A 14,562-nucleotide genomic window follows, 5' to 3' on the forward strand; every position below is an offset into this window, starting at 1 on the left:
CACTCTATCTATACCCTTAATGCAGCAAGCATGCCAATTAAATATATGACCTATAAGTCATATTTACACCCCCATAAAGACGTAGCCTAGAGGGTTGATAAAAAAACTGAAGCATCTGCTTGCCACTGGGTAATATCTTGCCGAATGCGTTTCTTATCGAGTTTGCCAACACTGGTCTTGGGTATTTCGGTAACAACTGCTACCTGTACCGGTATCGCCCACTTATTTAGTAACCCTTGTTCGACAAAAGGTTTGAGGTGCTCTTTAATGGCGCGCGCATCGAGTTGTTGCTCTGTTTTCAAGACAATCAGAGCAAAAGGCCGTTCTCCCCACTGCGGATCGGGCACACCAACCACCGCAGCTTCACGCACCGCCGGGTGACGACTGATTAAGTCTTCTAACGCCAAGGATGACACCCACTCCCCACCGGTCTTAATCACATCTTTAATGCGATCACGAATATCAATAAAGCCCATCTCACAGATGGTAGCGACATCGCCGGTATGCATCCAACCATGCTCCCACAAGGCTTCTCCTTGCTCAGGCTCTCGGCAGTAGTTTTGCGTTAACCAAGGTGCGCGCAATACCAACTCGCCCTGCTGATCACCATCATGAGCGAGAAACTGACCCTCTTCATCCATCAAAGCGGCTTCGACCATAGGCACAGCAATACCGGCTTTAATACGGTAAGTGGTTCGTTCATCTTCACTGGCAGCTTGTAGCTGCTCATTGAGCATCGCGCAAGAAATCAACGGGCAGGTTTCGGACATACCGTATGCGGCGGTCAACTGAATACCTTGAGCAAGGGCAGCATCATATAAAGCACGAGGCAAGGCGCTACCACCAATAATCAGCTTCCAACCTTTAAAATCTTTACCTTGCGCCGCTTTTGCACCAAGAATCATTTGCACAATGGTGGGCACGCAATGGGAAAAAGTAACCTTTTCACGCTCCCACAACTCAACTAAAAACTCTGGATCATAACGTCCGGGGTAAACTTGTTTGAGCCCCAGCATCGTAGCAACATAAGGCATCCCCCACGCATGTACGTGAAACATCGGAGTAATCGGCATATACACATCATTCGTGCCACATAAGCGCACGCTGTCGACACTGCCCACAACTGACGCCATGGCTAACGTATGCAGAACCAACTGACGATGGGTGAAATACACACCTTTAGGGTTCCCAGTAGTACCGGTTGTATAAAAAGTAGTGGCGACAGAATTTTCATCAAACTCGGCAAACGCATAACTGGGCTGCGCTGCCGCCAACAACGCTTCATACTCACCTACCGAGTCAGGCAACTCAACGCTCTCAGCGTCCTTATCAGCCAACAATAAAGTACGTTCAACAGTCGTTAACGAATTCGCCAACCCTGCATATAGCCCAGCAAACTCGCTATTGACTAGAACAAAGCGATCCTCGGCATGATTCATGGTGTAAAGAATTTGCTGCGGCGATAAGCGCACATTAATGGTATGCAATACCGCTCCCAGCATCGGTACGGCAAACATGCACTCAAGATAGCGATGACTGTCCCAATCCATCACTGCCACAGTGTCACCGGCCTTAACACCCATCGTTGTCAGAACATTGGCCAAACGCGCCACCCGCTCAACAAAAGTGGCGTAGCTGTAACGGAGTTGATCACGATAAACAATTTCGCGCTGACTCTCGTAGCGTACGCCGGAGAGTAAAAGGCTTTTAATCAATAAAGGGGCAGCATGTGCATTCTTAGCAGAAGGCAAAATACGCGTCTTTAACATATCGACACCTATTGTTATTTTTGGTCTGTGTGACATAGGTTAAGACAGCGCAGTGGGCCATGCATCCACCTAAAGGATGAATTTGACCAGCTCGCAAAAAAGACACAGGAAGATCATTCAGCCTTTATATACAGCTAAATAATGGCAGCTGTCATTGAGATTTTAACGTGACAGTAGCAGAACGAGTCACTCAGCGAGCCATACCAAGCTAGCAAAGCGACCGGTCACCGGCTGACGGCGATAGGAGTAAAATCGTGGATCGGTGACTGTGCAAAAACCGCCGCCATATACTGCCGTAACACCACAAGCGGCTAAGCGAAGACGTGCCAACTGATAAATATCAGCTATCCAGCGGTTATCATTTTCACTCGGAACAAAAGCCTGCGCAGTGATTGGGTTATCGTGCATAAAGGCTGCACGCACTTCGCCACCCACTTCAAAAGCTGCCACGCCAATCGCGGGTCCCAACCAAGCCATGACCTGCTGCGGTGCAACCTGCATACTTGCTACAGTATTTTCTAAGATACCAGCAGCCAGACTGCGCCAGCCCGCATGCGCGGCGGCAACACAAGAACCCGCTTGATCAGTCAATAACACTGGTAAACAATCTGCGCTCATAATGCAACAGGCAAGGCCGGCTTCGCGCGACACACTGGCATCAGCCGTGAGTATACGTCCAGCATCTGCAGCAACCACATGGTCGCCATGCACTTGATTCAACCAAGTGGGCTGACAGCCTAAAGCATTCGCTAAATATTGGCGGTTAGCCTGAACCTGTTCAAACGCATCGCCGACATGATCACCCAGGTTAAACGCTGCAAAAGGTTCAGCACTGTTACCGCTACTACGGGTGGTCACACAGGCCTGCACATGCTGCGGTGCAGGCCAATCTGGGGTCAGCCAATCAAACGGCCGTGTCACAGACGTCTCACTCACCCAACAAACGCTTCACGATCTTGGCGCAACAAGCTCAGCAGCCAAGTAAAGTCGTCTGGCAGTGGCGCCTCCCATTTCATTCGTTTGCCGGTGATGGGATGATCCAACTCCAAGAAACGGGCATGCAACGCTTGCCGAGGAAACGTTTTTAACGTTTCTAGCAAAGTCGGGTTAATGGCCGGCGGGATACGAAAACGTCCACCATAAGCAGGATCACCTACCAGTGGAAAACCCACGTGGGTCATGTGCACCCGAATTTGGTGAGTGCGTCCAGTTTCCAGCATCACGCGCGTATGCGTATGCGACCGAAAACGTTCTAAGACACGATAATGACTGACCGCAGGCTTTCCACTATCAATCACTGCCATACGCTGACGCTGCTGGCCATGACGACCAATCGGCGCATCAATCGTAGCGCCTGAAGTAATCACACCAACCACAATCGCTTCATAGGTACGACCCACTGAACGAGCTTGCATTTGATCAACTAGGCTGGTGTGCGCCACTAGTGTTTTGGCAACCACCATTAAGCCGGTTGTATCTTTATCTAAGCGGTGCACAATACCTGCACGCGGCACTTCAATCAGGCCAGGCACATGGAAAAGCAATGCATTTAACAAAGTACCATCGGGATGCCCTGCAGCAGGATGCACCACGAGGCCAGCGGGCTTATTTAAAATCAGAATATATTCGTCTTCATAAACAATATTTAGAGGAATATCTTGAGCAAGCCACTCACCTTGCGCTTCGCGTTCGGCCGTTAATGCCAGCTCTGAGCCGCTATAAACAGTGTCGCGTGGTCGTATAACTTGGCCATCAACGGTTAGGCGGTTTTCCTTAATCCAGTTAGTCAAGCGTGAACGGGAATGCTCCGGGAACAACTGCGCAGCAACCTGATCTAAGCGTTGACCACCCAATTCCACTGGAACCTTGGCGTATAATTTAATTGTTTCGGTCGTATTTGTTGGCATACTCATCAACAGAGAATGCGTAGGCTTTGGTTTCAAGCGCACGCTTGTGGTTAAATACAGCATTATTTGCCCTGAATCGTGATTCAGGGTGTTCACTATAACAGGACGGCTCACTGCAAGTCAGCCGACCGTTTACCGGCGTACTCAATCATGCATCTAAGGCACCTGCTATTTATCGCTCTTTTTACCTTATTAGGCGCCTGTGCGTCCAAGCAAATCGATGCGAATTTAAGTGAAACCGAGCTCTATCAACAAGCACAAACGGATCTTGACAAAAAAGGCTATTCAGCAGCCATCACCAAACTCAAAGCGCTGGAATCGCGCTATCCTTTTGGTCGTTACGCGGAGCAAGCACAATTAGAGTTGATTTACGCTTATTACAAAAACATGGAATCTGAAGCAGTTCGTGCCTCTGCTGATCGTTTTATTCGCCTGCATCCACAGCATAGTAATGTCGACTACGCCTATTACATGAAAGGTATCGCATCCTTTGATCAGGACCGTGGCTTACTGGCGCGCTTCTTACCGCTGGATATGTCACAACGTGATCCTGGCGCTGCACGTGACTCCTATAATGAGTTTGCACAGCTGACCAATCGTTACCCAAATAGCCGTTACGCACCCGATGCAAAACAGCGCATGATTTATTTGCGCAACTTATTGGCCGCTTATGAAGTACACGTTGCCCACTATTACCTGAAGCGCCAGTCCTATGTCGCAGCATTAAACCGTGGGCGCTATATCGTAGAAAACTTTCAAGAAACACCAGCGGTGGGTGATGGTTTAGCGATTATGACTGAAGCCTATCAGCATCTGACTCTGCCAGAGCTAGCGCAAACCAGTCTAGAAACCTTACAGCTGAACTACCCTGAGCACCCAAGCTTGGCAAGCGGTACATTTAAGCCTCGTGAAAAAGATATTGAAAACCGTTCATGGCTGAGCACAGCAACATTAGGCTTTATCGGTAACAACGAAGATTTACGTCCACAGCAGACACAAGCCAGCAAAGATGTCATCAGTCAGTATGAAAATGCGGCCGAAGAAATACCTGACAGCGTCCGTGCGGCAATTGATAACGAGCAGCCTAAACGCAGCTGGCTCAACCGTTTAACCTTTGGCTTATTCGGTAAATAGTTTAAAACAGCGCCGCGTAAATTAAAAAAGAAGGCTAAAGCCTTCTTTTTTAATATGTACCTACAACCAATACTTAATCACTCTATACAGCCAAAGCCTCATCAATAGCTTTCAGCAACTGCGGATCATTAGGCTCTGTGCGCGGAGAAAAACGCGCCAATACACGTCCTTGCCCATCAACTAAAAACTTTTCAAAATTCCACGTAATCTCGCCAGGAAACTCAGCACCTTCGCCTGCCAGTAAACGGTATAAAGGGTGATTCGTTGAGCCATTCACATCCAACTTTTCTGTTAACGGAAAAGTCACACCAAAGCGCTCCGTACAAAACGTTTGAATCTCGGCTGCGTTACCCGGCTCTTGCTTACCGAACTGATTGCAGGGTACGCCTAATACACTGAAGCCGTGCGCTTGGTACTGCTCATACAGTGCTTGTAAAGCAATGTACTGCTGGGTTAGTCCGCACTCGGAGGCTACGTTCACCACTAACAACAAACGTCCTTTAAACTGTTCCAATGGCAACTCGGTACCATCCAGTGCAGTGAGAGTTAAAGCATGAAAAGCACTCATTATACGCCCTCTATTTAGCTTGCTAGAATTCCTAGACAGCAAGTATCGCAGAGTCTTGCAGCTTATTCATCTTAGTAATAATACAGACTACTCGGGTACAAGCAGTGCTTGCTTCGCACATACAAAAAAGGAGCAATCTAAGCAGATGCTCCTTTAATGCGCCCTGATCAACAGTTGTGCTGTCGGCTCAATCGATAGTCAGATAAGACCATCGCGCTTGTGTGAAAAACATGGGGTAAATGTTTTTACAGACTCAATCTCGGTAAAAATTGAGTCAATGGGCATAGACTCTATACAAGCTGCGAACTGGTCTTTAGTGTACACAATAGATTGCAGAGAATAATTGCGCATTTCGCTTAAAAACAAAAAAATACACAAAATAATCGCGCTAAAACTAATTATATGGCAATAAAAAACCATACCCTCTATATTACAAGCAATCCAAACAACAAAAAGAGACTCTCATGGACAAACTTGACCGCTACGACCTGCGTATTCTGCAAGAACTACAGCAAGACGCACACCTGTCCAATCAAGACCTGGCCGAGCGTATAGGCCTATCCGCTTCACCGTGCTCAAGACGGGTGAAAACACTAGAAGATGAAGGCTATATTCTAAAACACGTTGCCTTACTCGATCGTAAAAAACTGGGCTTGACCTTAACCGCTTACGTTTTGATCGGTATGGATCGGCATACGCCAGAGCGCTTTGAGAACTTTCAAGCACACATTTGCCAGTGGCCTGAAGTGCTTGAGTGCAGCTTAATTACCGGTATGGATGCCGACTATCAACTGAAAGTGATAGTTCCAGATATGGACCACTATCAAAAATTTCTACTTGAAAAGCTGACGCGCGTCGACGGAGTGACCAGCGTACGCTCAAGCTTTGTGCTTAATCATGTACAGCTATCAACGGCGTTACCTTTGAGCCATTTGCAATGTTAATACAATCGAAAAAATGCTTTAGCATACAGCGCTGACATTATAAATTTCATGTAACAAGCGCCACAGCTACTTATATTGTCTTTTTTCTGGCATATACTATGAATACCTTGCCTTGGATCAATAAGATAACGCGACTGACCTGATCCATACGCTTGATACATTCACCATGCAGAGCAAACGAGCAGCCATTAAAAAACCCAACACTCTGTAATATCAGGAGGAAAGACCATGGAAACTGAAGTATTTGAAGACTTAATGATGACTGTCTTAGTGGGTGGTTTGATCTTATTTATGGCTTTTATTGTTTGGGATTTAGCCAAAAAATCTAAAGCCGGTCGTTACGGCACTGCAGTATTATTTTTTGCTTTGGGCTTGGGTGTTCTCGGTTTCGTTATCAAAAGCATCGTCATTGCCGTAAAAGGTTTATAGACATTTAACACTACAAGCCTTCACACCCAGCAACACAATCTCTATCTTTCAACGGTCACCCGATAGGCATTGAGAACAACCAAGCAGATCACCCTGCAAAGTCAATTTGCTGGCAACGATAAACGTTGCTACTAAGCCAAAGTACTTGGCAGCTCCAGCCTGCGCCACTGGCCATTGGGCAGATCAGCTAAACGCCACTCACCTATTTGTACGCGCACTAGACGCAAGGTCGGCAAGCCTACCGCAGCAGTCATCCGCCGTACTTGGCGGTTACGCCCTTCATAAATGGTCAACTGCAGCCAAGCAGTGGGGATATTCTTACGCTCGCGCACCGGCGGATTACGCTCCCATAATTCAGGCTCAGCGATGCGCTCAACCAACGCTGTTGCAGTTAAACCATCCTTTAACTCAACACCGTCACGTAAGCGTTGTAACTGTTCACTCTGAGGCTCGCCCTCAACTTGCACCCAATACACTTTACTCAGTTTATATTTTGGATCAGCTATTCGCGCCTGCAAGCGACCACTATTGGTTAGCAATACCAAACCTTCACTGTCGCGATCTAAACGACCGGCAGGATAAACATCAGCAACAGACACATAGTCTTTCAACGTTGCTCGCCCCTGTTCGTCAGTAAACTGAGTTAAGACATCATAGGGCTTGTTTAACATCAATAAGCAAGGTTCGTGGGGCTCAATTGCTTGCCGCCGTGCAGAGGGCCGTACCTGACGCGGATTGGCTGTGCTTGCACCGGGTCTAGCGCGCGCTTTCATTGGTTTTTTCATGGGGCACCCTACACTGTTAGGCTGGCAGCAAACTCAGCCAACCAAGGCTCAGCATCGCGTTCTGGGTTAACAGTTTCACTGGCATCCAAACGCAGCATGTCTTGCAACTCAACTACACCAAGCTCTGCATACAGCTCACGTATCATTTCGCCACCGGCGCAAAAATCCTCACCGTAACAGGCATCACCCAAAGCGATGACCCCCGCGAGTAAACCATGCCATTGCTGCGGCGGTTGCTCACGCAAAGCATGTACCAAGGGTTGTAAGGTTTCAGGTAATTCGCCCATCCCAGTGGTGGAGGTGACAAACAAGAGCACATCAGCGTCTAGAGCTAACAATTCAGAATAAGACACACGGGTTTTATAAGTGACATCCAACCCTGCTTCAGCCAATATTTGCGCGGCATGGTGTGCTACCTCCTCTGCTGCGCCAAACACTGTGCCAGAAATAATCACCACGTTCATTGTCATGCTGTGCAACCGCCTCATCAGTTAAGTCAGGTAAGTCAGGTAAGTCAGGTAAGTCATATCTAAACAACTCAAATGATTCTCATCATAACAAGAAACCAAAAAACTGTAACAAAAGCTATTCACCTAGAGTTTGTAGGTTGTACAAAGTTTAACTCTAGTATAACTTTATCGACTTCAAAGACAGCGCTGTTGATCGTCAATATTACCCTGCCAATTGCTGAGGATAAGGCTAACGTATGAGCCATAACGCTCCGATTCTACTCACAGGTGCCAGTCAACGATTGGGGCTGCATTGCGTCCAGCGTTTTTTAGATGCCGGTCAGCCCTTGATTATCAGTTATCGTCAAGAACGTGCTGAGGTTGATCAACTGCGCCAGCTCGGCGTGCACTGCATTCAAGCAGACTTTGCCACTGAACAAGGTGTTGTTGATTTTATTGCACAAGTAAAAAATGCAACACCCGTTCTGCGCGCGATCATTCACAATGCCTCGTTATGGCTCGCAGAAGACGGCACCGATGCCAGCGCTTTAACGCAGATGGTTAATGTCCATCTACTTGCACCTTATTTAATCAATACGCATTGTGCAGCGCTGCTGATGCAATCCACTCATGCTGATATTATTCACATTACTGATGATGTGATCCGTAAAGGTAGTGCTAAACGCATTGCTTATAGCGCCAGTAAAGCAGGCCTAGATAACCTAACCCTATCTTTTGCTGCACGTTTCGCACCACATATTAAGGTAAACTCATTAGCACCAGCGCTAATTATGCTACATCCCGATGATGATGATGAATATCAACGTCGTGCAACAGCCAAATCCGTCATGGGCACAGTGCCTGGCCCGGAAGTTATTTACCAAAGTCTGCGTTACTTACTCGATACGCCTTATGTGACAGGCACAACCCTTACTGTTAATGGTGGCCGGCATCTGAAATGATGCTTGGCTCGGAGAGCTGAACATGTGTGATGATTTAAGCAAACACTACCACGAAATCCTCGTTGGCCTTGGTGAAGATCCTGAGCGTGAAGGCTTACTGGATACGCCAAAGCGTGCCGCAAAAGCTATGCAATACTTATGCAACGGCTATGAGAAAAATCTTGATGAAATCGTCAATGGTGCGCTGTTTAAGTCTGACAGTGATGAAATGGTAATTGTTCGCGATATCGAACTCTACTCATTATGCGAACACCATATGCTGCCCTTTATTGGCAAAGCACACGTTGCCTATATTCCAACAGGTAAAGTACTGGGCTTATCAAAAGTAGCGCGTATTGTTGATATGTTTGCCCGTCGTCTACAAATTCAAGAAAACCTGACTCGTCAAATTGCTGACGCAGTGCAAGAAGTGACGGGGGCTGCCGGTGTTGCAGTGGTTATTGAAGCGAAGCATATGTGCATGATGATGCGTGGTGTCGAAAAGCAAAATTCAGTGATGACCTCTTCTGCCATGCTCGGCGTATTCCGCAAGTCAGGTACGACCCGTCAAGAATTTTTACAACTGATTCGGAGTCACTAATCTATGGCACGTCTAGAACCGGGAATGGCGCGGATTCGTATTAAAAATCTGCGTTTACGCACCTACATCGGTATCAATGAAGATGAAATCCGCAACAAACAGGATATTTTAATCAACGTCACCCTGTTCTATCCTGCAGATGATGCAGTGCAAATCAATGACATTAACCATGCATTAAATTACCGCACCATCACTAAAGAGATTATTCAGTACGTTGAGGAAAATCGCTTTGCACTACTTGAACGTCTAACCCAAGACGTACTCGATTGCGTGATGCGCCACCAGCAAGTGCGTTATGCCGAAGTTGAAGTCGACAAGCCTCACGCTTTGCGTTTTTCTGAGTCAGTGTCGATTACTCTCACTGCGCACCGTACAGCCTGAATAATGACATTAGACGATTTTCTAAAAGCCACTAGACAGCCAGGCCATCGTTTTATCGACACCCTGGCTTTTATTGATGCTCATTACCAATACAGCCCATCTGCATTTGATAATGGTGGGCTGCACAACCCTGCTGGTAGCAATCAAGGCTCGTGTAAAGTTCTAGGCTTAGCATTATTGGAAAAACTCAGTAGTCAGGATGCTTTACTGGCATTTGGCGAGCATTATACCTATGTGTTAGCAACGCCCAATGAAACAGAGCACGCGAATATCCGCAAGCTGCTGCAGCATGGTTTAGCCGGTGTACGCTTTACTCAATTACCGCTCAGCCGCCTTATTGTCTAATGCCCACTGGTAGAGTGCATTTTTACGCGCACCAGTAATCTCGGCAGCGATTGCTGCGGCACGTTTGGGCGGTAATTCAACCATTAAGAGCGTTAGGACACGCTGTGCTTCCAAAGAGACCTCCAGAGCATCAGCAGGCTCTTGATACCCCGCAATTAACAGCACACATTCACCCCGCTGCTGATTGGTATCAGCCGCGACCCAGTCATACAACTCTTGCAGCGGTAGATCTTTGATGGTTTCAAAGGTCTTGGTCAACTCACGCGCTAATACTGCGGGGCGATCAGCGCCCAATACATCACGCATATCAGCAATACTGTCCAAGATACGGTGCGGCGCTTCGTAAAAAATTAATGTGCGCGGATCATACTGAACAGCAGTCAGTCGCGTACAGCGCGCGACTTGCTTAGCGGGTAAAAACCCTTCAAAGACAAAACGGTCAGAAGGCAGTCCAGCTGCCGATAACCCAGCAATTAAAGCACAAGCACCCGGCACCGGCACCACCCGCACATTGGCCGCTCGAGCTTGGCGTACCAAATGGTAACCCGGATCAGAAATCAACGGCGTACCAGCATCAGAAATCAAAGCAATATCATCACCGGCCAAAAGACGAGTAATAAAGCGCCCACCTTCTTCGCGCTCGTTATGCTCATGACACGCGGCCAGCTGCGTGCGAATGCCAAAGTGTTGCAGCAAGCGTGTTGAGTGCCGAGTATCTTCAGCAGCAATCAAACTCACGTCAGCTAAGATACGTAACGCTCGCGCACTAATATCATCAAGATTACCGATCGGTGTAGCGACGACATACAATGTGCCAAACTCGCCCGACTGAGGTGTGGATACGCTCACAAAACACTCCGAAGATACAAAATAAAACGCCATTGTAGCCTGATTTAGCATGACAAGATCGCACCAATGCGCGCGCTTGGGTACAATCAAAGCATTCATTTCACCGTGCTTGGATTGCTTGTCTATGAAAACCCCGCTACGCGTACTCTCAACCCTGTGCTTGTCAGCTTTTTTAGTGGCTTGTTCCAGCTCTCCAAGTAACTCTTTGGGAGAATTACCGCCGACTAAGTACAATGATGTAGACCAGCTGTTACTACAAGCAAGTCAGAAAAATGCTAGCCAAGCGTTAGGATTGTACTTGGCGGCTGCTGATCTCGCGTGGCAACAAAACCAAGCGCTGCGCGCGCGTAAAATTCTAGAGGGCATTGATCTCAGCCAAGCAACCCCAGCGCAACAAATCTTTGCTAAAACTCTAGAAGCAGAATTAGCGTTAGCGCGCCAACAAGCCAAGCGTGCTTTAAAAGCATTAGAGCACCCCAGCTTTACCCACCTAACTGAAATGCCATTAAATCAGCAAGTGCGTAGTCAACTGGCGCGTGCGCAGGCTTTCGAAGATACTGGCAAGCCACTTGCTGCTATCCGTGAGCGCATTTACATTGCTGCTTGGCTAGAAGAGCAACAAGCATTTGCGAATCAGCAAAGCATCTGGGCGTTACTCAACGATCTACCGCGCGCGCAAACTAAAGATACCGGCGAAGCAGTACTTGATGGCTGGTTGGCTTTACTACGTATCAGCAAAGCGCCTGGTTCATTGGTGCAACAACAAATGAACATCAGCCAATGGACGCTACAAAATCCAGGCCATCCAGCCGCTCAGCAACTACCGGACGCATTGATAAAACTGCAACAGCTAGAGGCCGACAACGTTAATAGCATAGCTCTATTGTTACCGTCAAAAGATCCAAATCAAAACGTGGTCAGTGCACTGCGTAATGGTTTTTTTGCTGCCCATTATCTCGCCCAAGCCAATGGCGAGCACACGCCTACGATTCATATATATGACAGCAGCACTCTTCCATCAATGGACGCCTTTTATCAACAAGCCATAGCCGACGGTATCGAGTTAGTGGTTGGCCCATGGGAGAAAAATCTAGTCAGCCAACTGGCAGGTCGTACTCAACTGCCCATCACAACCTTAGCGCTGAACTACGCCGACAACCAACAGCACAGCCCTAAGCAGCTTTTCCAATATGGCTTAGCCGCGGAAGATGAAGCCCGTGTTGCAGCGGATCGTGCATGGGCTGACGGTATGCGTCGCGCAGCGGCTCTGGTACCCAAAAACGCCTGGGGCGAACGTGTTTTGGATGCATTCTCAACGCACTGGCAGTCATTAGGGGGTGAACTGGTAGCGACTCAACATATTGATCGCCCGACTGAGCTCGCGGGACAAATCGCCGAACTTTTTCAACTACGTGCGAGCGAACAGCGCGCCAAACAATTGGAAAGCACCCTAGGCTCAAAAGTAGCAGCACAGCCCGCACGACGCCAAGATATTGATTTTATTTTCCTAGCGGCTACGCCACAGCAGGCGAGACAAATTAAACCAACGCTAACGTTTCAGTATGCTGGCGACGTACCTATCTATGCGACATCAGCAGTGAACTCGGGTTCTGGCGAAGCCTACCCTGAACTCAATGGTTTACAATTTAGCGAAATGCCGTGGTTTATTGAAGTTGATGATGCAACACGTCAGCACATTACCTATCACTGGCCACAAGCCTTGGGCAGTATGGGTCGCTTTTATGCGATGGGCGTCGATGCCTATCAACTTGCTAACCAGTTACAACAGCTCAGCGCTATACCCAATAGCAGCGTGGTCGGCTTAACCGGCACTTTAAAATTAAGTCCTGAGCAACGTATTGAGCGTACCTTGTACTGGGCGCAGTTTACCAACAACAACATTGAGCAGCTTAAGGAAGCACAGAGTGACTAAGTCACTAAGTATTGGCAAAACCGTTGAGCGCTATGCTTTAAACTACTTGAAAAAAGCAGGTTTAAGCACCATAACGCAAAACTGGTCATGTCGTTTTGGTGAAATTGATCTGATCATGCTAGAGCACGAGACTGTTGTGTTTGTTGAGGTGCGCTACCGAAAAAGCAATTATTTCGGCGGCGCCCTTGAGAGTATTGATCAGCACAAACGTCGCAAGCTACTTAAAACTGCAGAGTCTTTTTTAAACGAAAATCCAAACTGGTTAGAACATGCGTGCCGTTTTGATGTCATTACTGTACAGCCAAGCCAACCAGAAACATTCAAACTTGACTGGATTCAGGATGCATTTGAATCCTAATCCCATTTTAAAAGGGCTGACCCTATGCAATCGCGTATAAAACAGATGTTTCAAGCCAGCATTGAAACCAAACAACAAGCTTTAACCGTATTGCCGCAAGCCATTGAAAACGCTAGCCTCATGATGGTCAGCGCATTACTTAATGAAGGCAAGATTTTAGCCTGTGGTAATGGTGGTTCAGCTGGCGATGCACAGCATTTCTCCTCAGAAATGCTTAACCGCTTTGAACGCGAGCGCCCAAGTCTTCCTGCTATTGCACTGACCACAGACAGCTCAACCATCACCTCAATTGCTAATGACTACAGCTACGAAGAAATATTTTCTAAACAAATTCGTGCGCTAGGCCAAGAAGGTGATGTATTACTCGCGATTTCCACCAGCGGTAACTCAGGTAACGTTGTGCAAGCTATCCATGCCGCACATGATCGTAACATGCATGTTGTCGCATTAACCGGCAGAGATGGCGGACAAATCGCGCCACTACTACTACCGGATGATGTAGAGATTCGTGTGCCCTCTAATGTGACCGCCCGCGTGCAAGAAGTACACTTGCTGACCATTCACTGCTTATGCGACTTAATTGACCACCAACTGTTCGGGAGTGAAGAATGATTCGTAAAATCCTTACCATCGCCTTAGTCGGCGTATTACTGAGCGCTTGTGGTGCTCGTAGTTTCGGTAATAAAATTGATGACCAGTTTATTGGTCCTGAAGTTGCACGCGCGATTAAAGATGCGCATATCGATCTTTCCACCAGCACCTCACGCATTGTTGTCACCAGTTACAATGGGATCGTTTTAGTCGCTGGGCAAACCCCTCGCGCAGAGCTAAAAGAAATCGCTGGCAAAGCAGCCCATTCGATAACCAGCGCTAAGAAAATCCATAATGAGTTACAAGTCACCACGCCAACTTCAGGCTTAGTGCGTAGCAATGATGGTTTACTCACCACCAGTGTCAAAACTCGTATGCTGTCCTACAACGATGTGCCATCTTCGAAGATCAAAGTGATTACTGAAAATGGTGTAGTTTACCTGCTAGGGATTCTCAGTCGCGCTGAAGCCAGCCGTGCAACGGCAGTCGTGCAAGATGTAAACGGTGTGCAAAAAATTGTGCGCTTGTTTGAGTATATCGACTAGATCCGCATTGCACAGATCAACAGCAGCACATAA

At 47.6% G+C, this 14,562-nt stretch carries 18 protein-coding genes; 11 read left to right on the forward strand and 7 right to left on the reverse strand.

Annotation, left to right across the window (positions count from 1 at the left end; genetic code table 11):
• Nucleotides 1-86 precede the first annotated feature (86 nt).
• The 3 genes from JYJ62_RS05135 to rluD form a co-directional block, all read right to left on the reverse strand.
• Nucleotides 87-1,769 carry a fatty acid--CoA ligase gene (locus JYJ62_RS05135; protein WP_205341121.1) on the reverse strand — a complete coding sequence of 561 codons (1,683 nt, stop codon included), beginning with the start codon at nt 1,767-1,769 and terminating at the stop codon, nt 87-89.
• 186 nt (nt 1,770-1,955) lie between these two features.
• A complete protein-coding gene (gene pgeF, locus JYJ62_RS05140; protein WP_205341122.1) occupies nt 1,956-2,690 on the reverse strand; it encodes a peptidoglycan editing factor PgeF in 735 nt (244 codons plus the stop codon).
• A gap of 11 nt (nt 2,691-2,701) precedes the next feature.
• Nucleotides 2,702-3,676 (reverse strand): 23S rRNA pseudouridine(1911/1915/1917) synthase RluD, encoded by a 975-nt coding sequence (gene rluD, locus JYJ62_RS05145; RefSeq protein WP_205341326.1) that lies wholly within the window; start codon nt 3,674-3,676, stop codon nt 2,702-2,704.
• Between the two features lie 150 nt (nt 3,677-3,826).
• On the opposite strand from rluD, the gene JYJ62_RS05150 reads away from it, so the two are divergent.
• Nucleotides 3,827-4,810: an outer membrane protein assembly factor BamD gene (locus tag JYJ62_RS05150; protein ID WP_205341123.1), complete on the forward strand. Its 984-nt coding sequence runs from the start codon at nt 3,827-3,829 to the stop codon at nt 4,808-4,810.
• A gap of 82 nt (nt 4,811-4,892) precedes the next feature.
• On the opposite strand, the gene JYJ62_RS05155 is transcribed toward JYJ62_RS05150, so the two are convergent.
• Nucleotides 4,893-5,378: a glutathione peroxidase gene (locus JYJ62_RS05155; RefSeq protein ID WP_205341124.1), complete on the reverse strand. Its 486-nt coding sequence runs from the start codon at nt 5,376-5,378 to the stop codon at nt 4,893-4,895.
• 464 nt (nt 5,379-5,842) lie between these two features.
• Here JYJ62_RS05155 and JYJ62_RS05160 point away from each other — a divergent pair, with 464 nt between their 5' ends.
• Both JYJ62_RS05160 and JYJ62_RS05165 read left to right on the forward strand, forming a co-directional pair.
• Nucleotides 5,843-6,322, forward strand: a complete 480-nt coding sequence (locus tag JYJ62_RS05160; RefSeq protein ID WP_205341125.1) for an Lrp/AsnC family transcriptional regulator — start codon at nt 5,843-5,845, stop codon at nt 6,320-6,322.
• A 228-nt stretch (nt 6,323-6,550) separates the two neighbouring features.
• Nucleotides 6,551-6,751 (forward strand): DUF2788 domain-containing protein, encoded by a 201-nt coding sequence (locus JYJ62_RS05165; protein ID WP_205341126.1) that lies wholly within the window; start codon nt 6,551-6,553, stop codon nt 6,749-6,751.
• Between the two features lie 131 nt (nt 6,752-6,882).
• Here JYJ62_RS05165 and JYJ62_RS05170 read toward each other — a convergent pair whose 3' ends face one another.
• Nucleotides 6,883-7,536, reverse strand: a complete 654-nt coding sequence (locus JYJ62_RS05170; RefSeq protein WP_205341127.1) for a pseudouridine synthase — start codon at nt 7,534-7,536, stop codon at nt 6,883-6,885.
• 8 nt (nt 7,537-7,544) lie between these two features.
• Nucleotides 7,545-8,000: a flavodoxin gene (locus tag JYJ62_RS05175; RefSeq protein WP_205341327.1), complete on the reverse strand. Its 456-nt coding sequence runs from the start codon at nt 7,998-8,000 to the stop codon at nt 7,545-7,547.
• Between the two features lie 242 nt (nt 8,001-8,242).
• Here JYJ62_RS05175 and folM point away from each other — a divergent pair, with 242 nt between their 5' ends.
• From folM to JYJ62_RS05195, 4 genes are read left to right on the forward strand one after another with little or no spacing between them, the layout of a single operon-like run.
• Entirely contained in the window at nt 8,243-8,947 is a 705-nt protein-coding gene (gene folM, locus JYJ62_RS05180) for a dihydromonapterin reductase (protein WP_205341128.1), read from the forward strand.
• 22 nt (nt 8,948-8,969) lie between these two features.
• Nucleotides 8,970-9,527: a GTP cyclohydrolase I FolE gene (gene folE, locus JYJ62_RS05185; protein WP_205341129.1), complete on the forward strand. Its 558-nt coding sequence runs from the start codon at nt 8,970-8,972 to the stop codon at nt 9,525-9,527.
• A 3-nt stretch (nt 9,528-9,530) separates the two neighbouring features.
• Nucleotides 9,531-9,908 (forward strand): dihydroneopterin triphosphate 2'-epimerase, encoded by a 378-nt coding sequence (gene folX / locus JYJ62_RS05190; RefSeq protein WP_205341130.1) that lies wholly within the window; start codon nt 9,531-9,533, stop codon nt 9,906-9,908.
• Between the two features lie 3 nt (nt 9,909-9,911).
• Nucleotides 9,912-10,253 carry a HopJ type III effector protein gene (locus tag JYJ62_RS05195; RefSeq protein ID WP_205341131.1) on the forward strand — a complete coding sequence of 114 codons (342 nt, stop codon included), beginning with the start codon at nt 9,912-9,914 and terminating at the stop codon, nt 10,251-10,253.
• Here the strand turns inward: JYJ62_RS05195 and rsmI are convergent.
• Nucleotides 10,227-11,135 carry a 16S rRNA (cytidine(1402)-2'-O)-methyltransferase gene (gene rsmI, locus JYJ62_RS05200; protein WP_205341328.1) on the reverse strand — a complete coding sequence of 303 codons (909 nt, stop codon included), beginning with the start codon at nt 11,133-11,135 and terminating at the stop codon, nt 10,227-10,229. The two genes, JYJ62_RS05195 and rsmI, sit on opposite strands and share 27 nt — an antisense overlap.
• 91 nt (nt 11,136-11,226) lie before the next feature.
• On the opposite strand from rsmI, the gene JYJ62_RS05205 reads away from it, so the two are divergent.
• The 4 genes from JYJ62_RS05205 to JYJ62_RS05220 are packed head-to-tail and all read left to right on the forward strand — an operon-like array spanning nt 11,227 to nt 14,529.
• Nucleotides 11,227-13,035 (forward strand): penicillin-binding protein activator, encoded by a 1,809-nt coding sequence (locus tag JYJ62_RS05205; RefSeq protein WP_205341132.1) that lies wholly within the window; start codon nt 11,227-11,229, stop codon nt 13,033-13,035.
• Nucleotides 13,028-13,393, forward strand: a complete 366-nt coding sequence (locus JYJ62_RS05210) for a YraN family protein (RefSeq protein WP_205341133.1) — start codon at nt 13,028-13,030, stop codon at nt 13,391-13,393. The genes JYJ62_RS05205 and JYJ62_RS05210 overlap by 8 nt, the downstream gene beginning before the upstream one ends.
• Nucleotides 13,394-13,417: 24 nt before the next feature.
• Nucleotides 13,418-14,005, forward strand: a complete 588-nt coding sequence (locus tag JYJ62_RS05215; protein WP_205341134.1) for a phosphoheptose isomerase — start codon at nt 13,418-13,420, stop codon at nt 14,003-14,005.
• On the forward strand, nt 14,002-14,529 hold the full coding sequence (locus JYJ62_RS05220) for a BON domain-containing protein (protein WP_205341135.1): 528 nt from the start codon (nt 14,002-14,004) through the stop codon (nt 14,527-14,529). Before JYJ62_RS05215 ends, JYJ62_RS05220 begins: the two co-directional genes overlap by 4 nt.
• The last annotated feature ends 33 nt before the right edge of the window (nt 14,530-14,562 follow it).

The organism is Denitrificimonas caeni, from assembly GCF_905120345.1.
Classification (GTDB): domain Bacteria; phylum Pseudomonadota; class Gammaproteobacteria; order Pseudomonadales; family Pseudomonadaceae; genus Denitrificimonas; species Denitrificimonas caeni_A.

Coding starts and splice junctions, on each gene's coding strand:
- JYJ62_RS05205 (WP_205341132.1), top strand. CDS start 11,227: ATGAAAACCCCGCTACGCGTACTCTCAACCCTGTGCTTGTCAGCTTTT.
- rluD (WP_205341326.1), bottom strand. CDS start 3,676: ATGCCAACAAATACGACCGAAACAATTAAATTATACGCCAAGGTTCCA.
- folM (WP_205341128.1), top strand. CDS start 8,243: ATGAGCCATAACGCTCCGATTCTACTCACAGGTGCCAGTCAACGATTG.
- JYJ62_RS05165 (WP_205341126.1), top strand. CDS start 6,551: ATGGAAACTGAAGTATTTGAAGACTTAATGATGACTGTCTTAGTGGGT.
- JYJ62_RS05220 (WP_205341135.1), top strand. CDS start 14,002: ATGATTCGTAAAATCCTTACCATCGCCTTAGTCGGCGTATTACTGAGC.
- JYJ62_RS05160 (WP_205341125.1), top strand. CDS start 5,843: ATGGACAAACTTGACCGCTACGACCTGCGTATTCTGCAAGAACTACAG.
- JYJ62_RS05150 (WP_205341123.1), top strand. CDS start 3,827: ATGCATCTAAGGCACCTGCTATTTATCGCTCTTTTTACCTTATTAGGC.
- JYJ62_RS05195 (WP_205341131.1), top strand. CDS start 9,912: ATGACATTAGACGATTTTCTAAAAGCCACTAGACAGCCAGGCCATCGT.
- JYJ62_RS05155 (WP_205341124.1), bottom strand. CDS start 5,378: ATGAGTGCTTTTCATGCTTTAACTCTCACTGCACTGGATGGTACCGAG.
- JYJ62_RS05175 (WP_205341327.1), bottom strand. CDS start 8,000: ATGAACGTGGTGATTATTTCTGGCACAGTGTTTGGCGCAGCAGAGGAG.
- folX (WP_205341130.1), top strand. CDS start 9,531: ATGGCACGTCTAGAACCGGGAATGGCGCGGATTCGTATTAAAAATCTG.
- JYJ62_RS05170 (WP_205341127.1), bottom strand. CDS start 7,536: ATGAAAAAACCAATGAAAGCGCGCGCTAGACCCGGTGCAAGCACAGCC.
- JYJ62_RS05135 (WP_205341121.1), bottom strand. CDS start 1,769: ATGTTAAAGACGCGTATTTTGCCTTCTGCTAAGAATGCACATGCTGCC.
- JYJ62_RS05215 (WP_205341134.1), top strand. CDS start 13,418: ATGCAATCGCGTATAAAACAGATGTTTCAAGCCAGCATTGAAACCAAA.
- folE (WP_205341129.1), top strand. CDS start 8,970: ATGTGTGATGATTTAAGCAAACACTACCACGAAATCCTCGTTGGCCTT.
- rsmI (WP_205341328.1), bottom strand. CDS start 11,135: ATGGCGTTTTATTTTGTATCTTCGGAGTGTTTTGTGAGCGTATCCACA.